Source organism: Shewanella sp. 38A_GOM-205m (genome assembly GCF_000518445.1).
GTDB lineage: Bacteria > Pseudomonadota > Gammaproteobacteria > Enterobacterales > Shewanellaceae > Shewanella > Shewanella algae.
In genome coordinates this window covers 143,542-156,574 of record NZ_JADP01000009.1, presented here as the reverse complement: position 1 = coordinate 156,574, position 13,033 = coordinate 143,542, and the positions used below count along the sequence as shown (strand labels likewise).

General features: G+C 54.6%; 11 protein-coding genes. 8 read left to right on the top strand and 3 right to left on the bottom strand.

Going from position 1 to position 13,033, the window contains the following annotated elements; translation table 11 throughout:
- Nucleotides 1–79 precede the first annotated feature (79 nt).
- The 7 genes from betI (at nucleotide 80) to N512_RS0110740 (ending at nucleotide 8,355) form a co-directional block, all read left to right on the top strand.
- A complete protein-coding gene (gene betI / locus N512_RS0110770) occupies nucleotides 80–676 on the top strand; it encodes a transcriptional regulator BetI (protein WP_028780337.1) in 597 nt (198 codons plus the stop codon).
- Entirely contained in the window at nucleotides 676–2,136 is a 1,461-nt protein-coding gene (gene betB, locus N512_RS0110765) for a betaine-aldehyde dehydrogenase (RefSeq protein WP_028780336.1), read from the top strand. The genes betI and betB overlap by 1 nt, the downstream gene beginning before the upstream one ends.
- Before the next feature lie 9 nt (nucleotides 2,137–2,145).
- Nucleotides 2,146–3,831, top strand: a complete 1,686-nt coding sequence (gene betA, locus N512_RS0110760) for a choline dehydrogenase (protein WP_028780335.1) — start codon at nucleotides 2,146–2,148, stop codon at nucleotides 3,829–3,831.
- A gap of 161 nt (nucleotides 3,832–3,992) precedes the next feature.
- Nucleotides 3,993–5,210: a choline transporter gene (locus tag N512_RS0110755; RefSeq protein ID WP_028780334.1), complete on the top strand. Its 1,218-nt coding sequence runs from the start codon at nucleotides 3,993–3,995 to the stop codon at nucleotides 5,208–5,210.
- Between the two features lie 53 nt (nucleotides 5,211–5,263).
- The gene (locus N512_RS0110750) at nucleotides 5,264–5,968 is read left to right on the top strand and encodes a TorF family putative porin (RefSeq protein ID WP_028780333.1); all 705 of its coding nucleotides are present in this window, start codon (nucleotides 5,264–5,266) and stop codon (nucleotides 5,966–5,968) included.
- A gap of 152 nt (nucleotides 5,969–6,120) precedes the next feature.
- On the top strand, nucleotides 6,121–6,735 hold the full coding sequence (locus tag N512_RS0110745; RefSeq protein WP_197021449.1) for a PDC sensor domain-containing protein: 615 nt from the start codon (nucleotides 6,121–6,123) through the stop codon (nucleotides 6,733–6,735).
- Nucleotides 6,736–6,777: 42 nt separating this feature from the next.
- Complete coding sequence (locus N512_RS0110740; protein WP_028780331.1) at nucleotides 6,778–8,355, top strand: methyl-accepting chemotaxis protein; 1,578 nt, start codon at nucleotides 6,778–6,780, stop codon at nucleotides 8,353–8,355.
- 73 nt (nucleotides 8,356–8,428) lie between these two features.
- Here N512_RS0110740 and N512_RS0110735 read toward each other — a convergent pair whose 3' ends face one another.
- The 3 genes from N512_RS0110735 to N512_RS0110725 form a co-directional block, all read right to left on the bottom strand.
- Nucleotides 8,429–8,998, bottom strand: a complete 570-nt coding sequence (locus N512_RS0110735) for a DUF1415 domain-containing protein (RefSeq protein WP_156029169.1) — start codon at nucleotides 8,996–8,998, stop codon at nucleotides 8,429–8,431.
- Between the two features lie 140 nt (nucleotides 8,999–9,138).
- Nucleotides 9,139–9,957, bottom strand: coding sequence for a DUF2797 domain-containing protein (locus N512_RS0110730; protein ID WP_028780329.1), 819 nt, complete (start codon nucleotides 9,955–9,957; stop codon nucleotides 9,139–9,141).
- A 130-nt stretch (nucleotides 9,958–10,087) separates the two neighbouring features.
- On the bottom strand, nucleotides 10,088–10,591 hold the full coding sequence (locus tag N512_RS0110725) for a glycine cleavage system protein R (protein WP_025009810.1): 504 nt from the start codon (nucleotides 10,589–10,591) through the stop codon (nucleotides 10,088–10,090).
- 175 nt (nucleotides 10,592–10,766) lie between these two features.
- Between N512_RS0110725 and N512_RS0110720 the strand changes: the two genes are divergently transcribed.
- The gene (locus tag N512_RS0110720) at nucleotides 10,767–13,025 is read left to right on the top strand and encodes an ABC transporter permease subunit (RefSeq protein WP_028780328.1); all 2,259 of its coding nucleotides are present in this window, start codon (nucleotides 10,767–10,769) and stop codon (nucleotides 13,023–13,025) included.
- Nucleotides 13,026–13,033 lie beyond the last annotated feature (8 nt).

Genomic DNA, 13,033 nt, shown 5'->3' with positions numbered 1-13,033 from the left:
ACTCGGCTCCAGTCAGGTTGATAATTACAGTTCAAATCATTAGGCTTGTTTTTAATTGAACGGTCAATTAATAAAAAATATGCCCAAGATTGGAATGAAACCCGTGCGCCGCCAGCAACTGATCGATGCCACTATGGCCTCGGTGGCCGCCAATGGTTTGCACAATACCACCATCAACAGCATCAGCCACTTGGCCGGGTTGTCGTCGGGGATCATCAGCCATTATTTCGGTGGCAAGCAGGAGCTGATTGAAGCGACATTGCGGCATTTGCTGGAGCAACTGAAGCTGGCTTTGCTGGCGCAAACGGCAGAGCGGCAGCTTTCCCCCAAGGCACGGCTGCACGCCATAGTGGCGGCCAACTTCACCGAGTTTCAACGCTCGGGGGCGGCTACCCGTACCTGGCTTAATTTCTGGGCTCAGTCCATGCATGAGCCCGGGCTTGCCAGGTTGCAGCAGGTCAACAGTGCCAGACTGCAGAGTAACCTGGCCTTCTCTTTCAAACAGTTATTGCCCAGGGAGCAGGCGCTCAAGAGTGCCGAGCAGGTGGCCGCCATGATTGACGGTTTTTGGCTGCGCAGTGCTCTCAGTCCTGAACCTGAGCAGGCGTTTGCTGCCGCAGAATCCTGGTGTATCGATTTCATTGACCAAAGTCTGGCTTATCACGGAGTACATTGATGACACAGCCTGTTTATCAGAATTTTATTGACGGTCGTTATATGGCCAACGCCTCGGGTGAATCCTTTGAGGTGATTAACCCAGGCACGGGCCAGGTGCAATACCGCGTTGAAGTGGCCGATGAGGCCATCAAACAGGCGGCCATTGCCAGTGCCAAACGCGGATTTGCCGCTTGGTCAGCCATGAGCGCCATGGCCCGCAGCCGGGTGCTGTTAAGGGCCGTGGCCCTGCTGCGGCAGCGCAACGATGAGCTGGCCAAAATTGAAGTGCTGGATACGGGTAAACCCTGGCAGGAGGCATCTGTGGTGGACGTGGTCACAGGGGCAGATGCCGTAGAATACTTCGCCGGCATAGTGGTGGGCCTGGAAGGCTGTCAGCAAAGTGTTGGCGATGATTTCTTCTATACCCGCCGAGAACCTCTGGGGATCTGTGCCGGTATCGGCGCCTGGAATTATCCTTTGCAGATTGCCTGTTGGAAGTCGGCGCCGGCGTTGGCCGCCGGTAATGCGATGATCTTCAAGCCGTCTGAGGAGACCCCGCTCGGGGCGCTGAAGCTGGCGGAAATCTTTATCGAAGCCGGTGTGCCCGCCGGTGTGTTCAATGTGGTGCAGGGCGCGGCCGAAGTAGGTCAATGGCTGACTCACAGTGAGGATATCGCCAAGGTGTCCTTTACCGGCGAAGTGGGCACAGGCAAGAAGGTGATGGCGGCAGCGGCCTCCAGTCTCAAGGATGTCACAATGGAACTGGGGGGCAAGTCTCCGCTGATCATCTTTGAAGACGCCGAGCTGGGAGATGCCGTCAGCGCCGCCATGCTGGGCAACTTTTATACCCAAGGTGAAATTTGTACCAATGGTACCCGGGTCTATGTCGCCCGCAACCTTTACCCGGCCTTTATCGAACGTTTGCAGCAAAGGATGGCCAATATCAAGGCCGGCGACCCCATGGCGCCGGACACCAATTTCGGCGCTCTGATATCCAGCGCGCATAGAGACAAGGTGCTCGGGTATATCGCCCTTGGGCAGGCTGAGGGGGCGAGGCTCCTTTGCGGTGGCAAGCCTTTGACGCCGGACTCGGCCCCAGAGGGTTTCTTTGTTGAGCCGACCGTATTTGTCGACTGTGATGACAAGATGCGTATTTGCCGTGAAGAGATCTTCGGCCCCGTGATGTCTGTGTTGATTTTCGACGATGAAGAGGAAGTGATCCGCCGTGCCAACGATACGGCCCTTGGTTTGGCTGCTGCGGTATTTAGCCGCGATATTCGCCGCGCCCACAGGGTGATTCATCGGCTTCAGGCCGGGATTTGCTGGATCAATGCCTATGGCGCTTCACCCTCGGAGATGCCCGTCGGTGGCTACAAGCTTTCGGGAGTCGGCCGGGAGAACGGCAGTGAAACCCTCAAGGCCTATACCCAGACCAAATCGGTTTATGTCGGCATGCAGCCCCTGGAAAGTCCATTTTAAGGAGCCGTTATGAACCAGAATTTCGATTACATCATTGTCGGTGCCGGTAGCGCAGGGTGCGTGCTGGCCAACCGCCTGAGCGAAGATAAAAACAAACGGGTCTTGTTGCTGGAAACCGGCGGCAGCGATCGCAGCATCTTTATTCAGATGCCAACGGCGTTGTCCATTCCCATGAATACCCAAAAGTACGCCTGGCAGTTTGAAACCGAGCCTGAACCGGGGCTGGACAACCGGCGCATGCATTGTCCCAGGGGCAAGGTGCTCGGCGGTTCTTCATCCATCAACGGCATGGTCTACGTCCGCGGTCACGCCCATGACTTTGATGAGTGGCAGGCCAGTGGCGCCGAGGGCTGGAGCTACGCCGATTGCTTGCCCTATTTCAAAAAGGCCGAGACTTGGGCCTTTGGCGGTGACAAGTATCGAGGCGGTAGTGGGCCCTTGGGGGTCAACAACGGCAACCGCATGGCTAACCCCCTGTATAAGGCCTTTGTTGATGCCGGTGTGCAAGCCGGGTACCTGGCCACAGATGATTACAACGGTGCTCAACAGGAAGGCTTTGGCGCCATGCATATGACGGTGAAAAATGGTGTGCGCTGGTCTACGGCCAATGCCTATCTGCGTCCGGCCATGACACGGGATAATTTAAAAGTGGTGACCGGCGCCTTGGTGCACAAGGTATTGCTGCAGGACAAGGTGGCAACCGGGGTGCGCTATGAATGCGGCGGCAAGTTGCAGCAGGCCATGGTTGGCATGGGCGGCGAAGTGATCCTTTCAGCAGGTCCCGTGGGATCGCCCCATCTGCTGCAGCTTTCCGGTATAGGTGCGCCCGAAGTCCTTAAAGAAGCCGGTATTGAGCTGGATCATGCCTTGCCCGGGGTGGGGGAGAATCTTCAGGATCATCTGGAGTTCTATTTTCAGTTCCGTTGCACCCAGCCAGTTTCCCTCAACCGCAAACTGGATTGGTGGAACAAGTTCCTGATCGGCAGCCGCTGGTTCTTTACCAAGACGGGACTCGGGGCGACCAACCATTTTGAATCCTGCGGTTTTATCCGCTCCAAGGCGGGCCTGGCCGCACCGGATCTCCAGTATCACTTCTTGCCCGCTGCCATGCGTTATGACGGCCGGGAAGCCTTTGATGGTGATGGTTTTCAGGTGCATATCGGCCACAATAAACCCAAGAGCCGGGGATGGGTCAGAGTACAGAGCAGCGATCCGCACCGGCATCCGCAGATACGTTTCAACTATTTGCAACACCAGGATGATATCGAAGGCTTTCGCGCCTGTGTGCGCCTGACCCGGGAGATTATTCATCAGCCGGCATTCGATGGTTATCGCGGAGAAGAGATCCAGCCTGGTGCCGAGGTGGAAACCGATGAGCAGATAGATGCCTTTGTTCGTCGCTCGGTAGAGAGTGCTTATCATCCATCCTGTTCCTGCAAGATGGGCACAGATCCCATGGCCGTGGTGGACCCGCAAAACCGGGTGCATGGCATTGAAGGACTGAGAGTCGTGGACTCTTCCGTATTCCCCACCATTCCCAATGGCAACCTCAATGCACCGACCATAATGTTGGCAGAGAAGGCCGCCGATATTATCCGCGGCCGTGAAGCCTTACCGGCCTCTGATGCCACAGTTGTTCTGGCTGACAAGTGGCGAGCGCAGCAGCGCTGCCACGCACCCGAGCGGCCTAGCTGATCTTAAAATCCAAGGGGCCAGTCTGCAGTCGGCCCCTTAACCCCTGTCAATGCTGAAATCGGCGCAGCCAAGCCGAGGGCTTTTTGCTGGCCAAAATTCGCCATTAGTCTGGGGCTGGAATTAGAAAAATATAATTTAAATCAACAATAAAGGGAAAAATTATGGAGCTTTGGCTTTCAGCAGGGATCTTATTTACCTTTGCCATGATAGGGGTGATCCTGTATCGGTGGGGCAACATCCCCTGCGTAGGTGTCACCCCGGTGCGGATCAACACCTTTATCGCTATTTTGTTCACCTCAGGCCTGGATGTAGGCTTGATCATGTTCCCGCTCACCGAATTCGGCACTTACACAGATACCAACAGCAGCCCCGAATACGCCTTTTCCAATCCCTTGGCGATAGAGTTTGGATTTTGGGCCTTTCTCATCTGGGGTTTTTACTTTGTCACCTGTTTCTATTTTTGCGTCATTGAGCCCAGAGTGAAGTTCTTTGAACTCAAGGCGGTAAAGTTCATCAACAACATGGTGATTATCGGCACCTGTGCCTTCACTGCTTATCTGCTGCTCAGCAACTTGCCCTGGTATCTGCCGGAGATGGGCGATGGAGAGTCCGTCATAGGCGCCTTCTATCTGATAGTGTTTGCCGTCATCGCCATCGCGGTTTATTCCAGTACCAGCATTAAATACGTCAAGGTGCTCAGCCTGGCCAGTACCTGGCTGTTTGTGGCGCTGATAGCCCTGATGTGGAGCGGCGCATTTTTAGGGGAGAATGGCACTGTCGGCGACTTCATTACCACCTTTTCGTTATTGGGTGAGTACTTTGTCGATATCAAGCATTTTGTGTTGCCGCTCAATGACTATCACGCCTTTTACCTGTTCTGGTGGTTTGCCTGGAGCATTATGATAGGCCAGTTTACCTCGCGATTTGTCGGCGGGATCAAAACCTGGCAGCTGCTGCTGGCCATGATGGTGTTTCCCTCCATTCCCATCGCGATTTGGTTCAGTGTCCTCTATTTCTACGATACCCAGGCCATATCCACATCCGGCTTTTATAACTTGGCCATGGTCATGGTGGGCATAACCTTTGTGATCAATTCGCTGGACTCATTGATCCGTCTCTACACGGATAACCTGGGGCTGACGGTTGCCAGGCTCGGCAAACGCAACTATCTGCTTGGCAATATCGCCGTGATGGTACTGCTGACCTTGCTGTTCCAGCTTGATTTTCTGGAGATTCAATGGGTTGGGGCCCTGGCCATTGGGCTTATCTTCGCCTGTGCCGGTTACATGCTGCTGACCAAATTGAAAACCTTGGGCCGGATCCAAGGCTCTCCCAAAGAAAACACTATAGATTTTAATAAAATAGAGTTGGCTGACTGATGTCGGCTTCAATCCATAAAACCAAAAGAGGAACACAGATGCGCTTGAACGCCATGACAAATTATCTCAAGAGCGGCGGTGTGGCGGCACTGCTGACACTGACTTTCACGGCCGAGGCCGAGTGGTCATCGACCGTGACCCTGGCATCGGATTACAGTTTCAACGGGGTCAGTCAGACAGATGAAGGCCCGGCGTTACAGGCCAGCTTGGATTACAGTAGTGAAAGTGGCTGGTATCTTGGCAGCTTCGCTTCCAATGTCGACTTCGGTGGTGGCGATGATACCTGGTTGGAACTTGACGGTTATGCAGGTTATTTTTACCAGTTCAATGAACACCTGAGCCTGGATGCCGGGCTTGCCTATTACAGCTATCACGGCGAATCCTTTTCCGATGACTACAACTATCCGGAAGCTTATGCCAAGTGGGGTTATCAGTCGCCATTCGGTCAGTCGGAGCTGAATCTCTGGTACAGCTGGGATTACTTTGGTACCGGTGCCGGCCATAGCATAGTGATGCTGGCCCACAGTTTTGAATTGGCGCCCGGTCACCGGCTGAGGTTGAGTTTTGACCGTTCCACATCGGATGATACAGACAAGTGGCAGTGGCAGGGAAGCAGAGGCTATCAACACTACCGCATCGCCTACCAGACCCAATATCACGGCATAGATATTGAACTGGCAGGTGAAGATACCAGCCTGGACTCGGACAATGCCGATGCCAGGTTGGTGCTAAGCCTGTCGCACAGATTCACCTTCTGAAGAGCTGCCCTATTGGCCCAGGCTGGAGTGGGCGGCGTCAGCCTGGGCCTTGCGGCTTACTTAAGAATATTCTTTTATCTTTCAAGCGCTCTTGTGATTTGTTGACTAGTCTTATCTCAGGATGATTTCTATCACAGCAGGGAGCAACCCAGATGACCTCTATCAGCAAATTTTGTCGCAGCAAATCTTGCGCTGCATTGTTCAGTGTGACGCTGCTCGGCGCGACTTCTATGTTTGTTGCCGCCGCAGCCAATGCCAACGACTATGAAGCCGCCATCAGCGAACTTGCCAATACCCAGGTCAAGAGTTGGCTTGGCGACCCTTTGATCGTCGATAGCATCAAGCAACAAAACAGTGCCAATGCCGAACTTTCCAAGGAGCAAATTCTCAACTTGGACAAGCAATGGCGTGCTCAGGTTGCTGCCGCCGACAAGCCATTGGTGGATAAGCTTCTCAACAATCCGCTTTCCGATTTTTTGCGGCAGAAACTGCAGCAAAGCAATGGCCTTTATACCGAAATATTCATCATGGATGACAAGGGATTGAATGTGGGACAGAGTGCCATGACTTCAGATTATTGGCAGGGGGATGAAGCCAAATGGCAGCAAACCTTCGCCAAGGGGCCAGACAGTATCCATATCAGCGAGGTGGAAGAGGATGAGTCTACCCAGAGTTATCAGAGTCAGCTGAGTCTGCCTGTTGTCGACCCCTCGTCCGGTGCAGTGATAGGCGCCATTACACTGGGGATCAACGTAGAGCTACTTTAAGCGTCTTTTGCTTGTTATTTCCCCTCAGTCAGGGAGGCCTGTATGGGAATCTTCAACAGGATCAGCAGCAAGATGGCCTTGATCGCCTCTGTGGTGGTTTTGGCCGGTTTTACGCTGACCAATTTTATAAGCCAGCATAGGCTCACCAGCACTCTGGTCGATATGGAGCGGGTCAGCAGTCAGGTGATCACCGGATTTGTGTCGCAACAACTGCTCAATGCGGTGAAATTCGGCAAGGCGGACAAGGTCGAGGAGGAGTTTATCAATCTGGCCAAACAGACCCGGGGGAACCTCGGGTATGCCGTGGTGTTTGATGCTTCGCAGGCCGTTTTTGCTCAGTTTGGCGAGCCAGGCAATACCGGCGCCCAGATGCAGGCTTCGCTGGGGCAGCATCTGCCGCAACTGAAAGCCGGCGAGCCCCAGACCTTGGTTACCGACAAGGATATTCAAATACTTCATCCCATTATCAACAGTCGTGATCAGGCGCTGATTGGGGTACTGGGCATGAGCTGGGGTCTTCAGGAGATCCAGCGGCAGACAAATGCTATGTTGCTGGGAGGCATAGCCGTTGCTATTCCTGTCGCCGTGGCGATCATCATCTGCCTGCTGCTGGTGATGAAGCGCCTGGTGATGCGCCCGGTGGACAGGATCACCCAACTGGCACAGGAGTTGGCTCGCGGAGAAGGGGATCTGCGTCGGCGTATCGAGTATTCGAGCGACGATGAGTTGCGCGGCCTGTGTGACAACATCAATCACTTCATTATCAAGGTGCAGGAAGCCCTGGCCGATGTTACCGCTCAGTCGAGCTCCTTGACCGAGATAGCCACCCAAAGCCGCCATACATCCCAGAGTGCCAATGCCGCCACTCAAGAGCAGCGCGGCAGCCTGGAACAGATGTCCCACTCGATACGTGATATGTCCAGCGTGATCCACGAAGTGGCACAAAACGCGGCCGAGGCAGAGGATTCCACCAAGGATGCCAGGGCGGTATCCCAGGAAGTGCAGGCCATCATAGAGCGCAATCGTGAGTCGATAGACTCACTTGCCGCCGAGGTGGAGCGGGCCTCGGGGGTGATTCAGCGGCTTTATGATGACAGTCAGCAGATAGGGCGGATCCTCGAAGTGATCCAGGCGATTGCCGAGCAGACCAATCTGCTGGCACTGAATGCGGCCATAGAGGCGGCCCGTGCCGGTGAGCAGGGGCGGGGCTTTGCCGTTGTGGCCGACGAAGTACGCTCTCTGGCCAGCAAGACCCAGCAGTCGACCGAAGAGATCAAGGCGATGATAGAACGTTTGCAAGCCGGCAGTAAAGATGCCGCAGATGTGATGAATGCCAGTTGTAACAAGGCTCGGGAGGGGGTTGAGCAGGCACAGCAGAGCCGTGAAGCACTGCAGCTGATTGCCGCCAAGGTAGACGCCATTTCCAGCGTCAACAGCCTGATAGCCTCGGCGACCCAATCTCAGGCACGCTCGGCCGAAAGTCTGTCCCATGATCTGGAACAGTTGCATCATCTGAGTGAAGTCTCCGCCAGCAGCGCCGAGGAAGCGGCGCACCATGGCAGTGAGCTCTTCGACCTAATCAATAAGACCCAGGTAACCCTCGGGCGTTTCAAAGTCTAGGGTTTCAAGGCCTGGGGTAAGGCCCGGGAAGGGGCAGATAAGCCTGAATCACATCAAGGCTTATCTGCTTTTTTTATGGTTTTCGGCTCAGGCAGTTTTGCAGCAGTTTGGCGAAGAACTCGCTGCCCTTGCGGCGGGCAAAGGCGATGTTGCGCTCGGGAATCGACTCAGGATCATCATATTCGGCCAGGGCCTGTTCCATACTGGCTTCACGTATGATGTGCAGGGTCGGATAGGGCGCTCTGTTGGTATAGTTGGCGGCATCATCCTGGGCCTCCCCTTCGAAACAATAGTCGGGGTGAAAGCTGGCCAACTGGTAAACCCCTTCATAACCTTCTTCGAACAACAGCTGCTCGGCAAAGGCCAACAGATCCAGATAGAGGTGAAAGCCTTCAAAGCCCCTCGGCAGAATGAACAGGCTGGTTTCCGCTTGTGGGTGCTCATCCAGATATTGGCACTCGTCCAGCAACGCCTGCAAGGCCGTATCCATGCGGCATTCTTCGCAAACTGTGTAACGAATCGAGTCGCGCTCGACTTCCCGCCTGGCGAAGGGGCAGATGTTGTACTTCATGATCACCTCCTTGACCCAAGCCTGGGTTTGGGCGGCGATAGTCTGGGATCCCATCATGGAGTCTGTGGCCATATTCTGCTCTGTATCTGTGTAAGGGCGTTATTGGCGGCCATCATAGGCAGCCTCTGGGGTACTGGCAAGCACCAAAGGTACTGAGGGATAAAATACAGCGCCCATCCAAGTGGCGCCGTTGGTTTGCTCGAATTAAAAAATCAGTAGCTGACTTCCACTTCATAAGAGGTGAACTTGCGGATATTGATTACTCCGGTATCGAAGAGCAGGTACTGCCCCTTGATGCCCATCAGAGTGCCGCTGACAACGGCTTCTTTGTCAAAGTTATGGGACTTGATCTTCTTTGGAAACTCACTGACCGGGTAGTGAATTTGCGTCTCTGTCTCGGTCAATCTTTCTATCTTGTAATCACCGCGGCTCATTGCCAGCTCGTGCAAGCGGGTTTCGATACTCGGCAATAGCGTCTCGGCCTTGGCCTTGAGATCTATCTCGTCGTTGTTGCCCTTGAGCATCGCCTGCCAGTTGGTCTTGTCGGCAATCAGTTTGGCCAGTTCGACTTCGATAAGGCCGGAAAGCTGCCTGCTGCTGACCTTGAATATCGGCAGCCCCTGGGTGGCTCCCTGATCCAGCCAGCGGGTGGGCAACTGGGTGTGGCGGGTAATGCCGACCTTTATTCCCGAGGTATTGGACAGGTAAACATAGTGGGGCACCATGCAATGCGTGTCGCCCCATTCGGGTTCGCGGCAGGTTCCCTGATCATAGTGGCAGGTTTCCGGTTTCATCACGCAGAGATCGCAGCTGGCGAGTTTCTGCATACAGACATAACAGTGGCCCTGGGAGTAACTCTTCTTGGTCTTCTTGCCGCAGTTGCAGCAGAAGATGTTACCCGTGTGACTCAGGGTTAAACTCTTGCCGATCAAAGGGTTCAACGCCAGGCGCTGATCAGCCACTCTGAGGGTGTATTGTGCCAGATGGTTCTCGTCCAGGGCGACGGCCATCTTATTCAGTGTTCCAAGCATAACGACAAAACTCTGTTCTTGTGATTTTCGCCAGTGTATCAGTTTTCCTAACAGGAATTATCGATTGCACATCGGTTGCTGCTTTTGCAGGCGTTCAAGAGTCACAGGTCGGGCAGCTGCTGTATCGGGCTCAGGTCAGATTCAGCTTATCCAGTACCAGATCATCACCTATGCTGTAGAGGGATTCGGTCAGGCGTTCCTCCTGCATAGGGTCGGTCAATCCCAGGCTGATGGTGGCCCGAAACAGGGCGATGCCGGTATGGCCAGCGGTTTCAAACTTGCTGCTGAATTGCTCGATATTGATGCCCAGGGCATTGATCCTGTTGGAAATGTCCAGCACCAGCCCGGGCCTGTCGTAGGCCACCAGGTTGAAACTCAGGCGTTTGATATATTTCTGCTGCTGGCCGGCCCTGGCGCTGGTGAGCGCCATACCATCGATGCACTCCAGGGCATCGAGCAGGTCATCCCAGTGTTCGCTGGGAACCTCAAGCAGCAAAATAGCGGCAAAAATCCCGTCTATATGACGTAATTCCGAGTCGAGCCAGTTGCCGCCGTGGCGGCTGACCGCATGGGCAATCTGCTCAACCAATCCTTTTCTGTCAGGGACTTGCAGTGTGATAAGGTAACGAAGCATGGTAGACAGACTCCTGAATAATGTTAAAAAAAGCTATGTAACACTATTGTCATTTTTGCGTCATATAATCCCAGCCACTCGATAAGGGATGGTCTTACCTGGGTTGGCCGAAACGCAATAACGTACGGTTAATTCGGTAAAAAAGCCTAACAGCTATTAATAATAGAGGTTCTTAATGGAAAGTCAGGTCATTCAGCCTGCTTCTGCGTCGAAAGATCTGTTGGTGAGCAAGGGCTCCGGCCGCAGAGCCTTCAAGGATAAGGCCGCGCAGATAGGGGTAACAGTGGGCGGAACCATGGTGTTCGTCGCCCTTTTGTTGATCTTTTTCTATCTGCTTTACGTGATTAAGCCGGTGTTTGACGGCGCCAGTGTTGAACCCGTCACCGAAGTGAGTCTGCCGGCCAGTTCAGACAAGACGCTGATGGTGGGCAGTGACGAGCAAAATGAACTGCTCTATCGGGTCGGTGACCAAGGCGTGGTGGATTTCTTCAGGGTCAAAGGCGATCAGCAGCACCAACAGGTGAAACTGCCTGTGCCAGATTCGAGCAAAGTGGTCAGCAGCGCCGTCAGTGCCCCAAGCCAGCAGTTGTTTGCCCTCGGACTGGATAACGGTCAACTCTTGTTGGCCGGGGTCGAGTTTGGTGTCAGCTATCCCAATAACCAGCGTCTGATCACCCCCAAGGTCAAGTATCCACTGGGGGAGTCGGCACTGACGGTTGCCGAGGATGGCTCGCCACTCAAAAATCTCGCCTTCGGCTATAGCTCGGAGAGCATGAGCTTTGCCTACCAGGACAGCCAGAATCGCTGGCAACTGACCAAGATGGTCGGCGAAGAGAACATGATGACCGAGGAAGTGGAGTGGAACACACAAACCATGCCACTGCCGGATGCGCCTTCCCGTACTGAACATCAACTCATGACCCCGGATCAGCGCCAACTGCTGCTGCAGTCCGGCAACAAGATTTTTGTCTACAACATTCAGTATGTGGATGAAATCTCGCTGCAACAGGTGATAGATGTCGAGAAAGCCAAGGCCAAGGTCACCAGTTTGAGCCTGCTGGCGGGCGCCAGTTCACTACTGGTCGGCTACGATAACGGTGTGGTGGCCCAGTATTTTCAGGTGGCCAGCGACCGCGGCCGTGTCTATCAAGAGATCCGCGAGTTTAGCGGTTTGGGTAAGGTGGACACCATAGCCTCTGAGTTCTACCGCAAGAGCTTTGCCACTGTGAGCCCCGAGGGTGAACTGTCTTTGCTTTACACCACGAGTGAGCGCGAGCTGTTCGACAAGAAGTTCGATCTCAAGGCGCCGGGTGTTATGGGCTTCAGCCCCCGCTCCAATGCCTTGATCATTGAAGATGGCAGCAAGCTGCACTTGTACGCGGTTGACAACGATCACCCGGAAGTTTCCTGGAGCGCTCTGTGGAACAAGGTATGGTACGAAGGTTACCCTGAGCCGCAGTTTGTCTGGCAGTCCACTTCCGGCTCAGATGATTTCGAGGCCAAGCTCAGCCTGATGCCGCTGGCATTCGGTACGCTCAAGGCGGCATTCTATGCCATGCTGTTTGCCGTTCCTCTGGCGATTGCCGGCGCCATCTATACCGCCTATTTCATGTCGCCCAAGGTGCGCAGCATAGTCAAGCCCACCATTGAAATCATGGAAGCCCTGCCGACAGTGATCCTCGGTTTCCTGGCCGGTCTCTGGCTGGCACCGCTGATTGAAGAGCATCTGCCCGGCATTCTGGCCTTGCTGTTGCTGTTGCCGATAAGCATAGTGACCAGTGCCTATGCCTGGTCCAAGCTGCCGGGGCGCATCAAGGCGATACTGCCGGAAACCTATCAGGAACTGATGCTGATCCCGGTTATCTGTTTTGTCGGTTGGTTCTCCTTTGCCATCAGCCCGGCAATCGAAGTGGCCTTCTTCCACGGCGACACCCGCCAGTTCATCACCAATGAGCTGGGGATCACCTTCGATCAGCGTAACGCGCTGGTGGTGGGAATTGCCATGGGCTTTGCCGTCATTCCAACCATCTTCTCCATTGCCGAAGACGCCATCTTCTCTGTGCCGCGTCACCTGTCGAACGGCAGCCTGGCCTTGGGAGCGACCCCCTGGCAGACCCTGACCCGGGTAGTGCTGCTGACCGCAAGCCCGGGGATCTTCTCGGCAGTCATGATGGGCCTTGGCCGCGCCGTGGGTGAAACCATGATAGTACTCATGGCCACGGGGAACACCGCCATCATGGAGTGGAGCGTGTTTGAAGGGATGCGGACCCTGGCGGCCAATATCGCGGTGGAAATGCCGGAGTCGGCCATCGGCAGCTCTCATTACCGGGTATTGTTCCTCGCAGCCTTTGTGCTCTTTATCTTTACCTTCCTGTTCAACACTGTGGCCGAAGTGGTGCGTCAGCGTCTGCGCGACCGCTACAGCTCACTGTAACGGGAGAT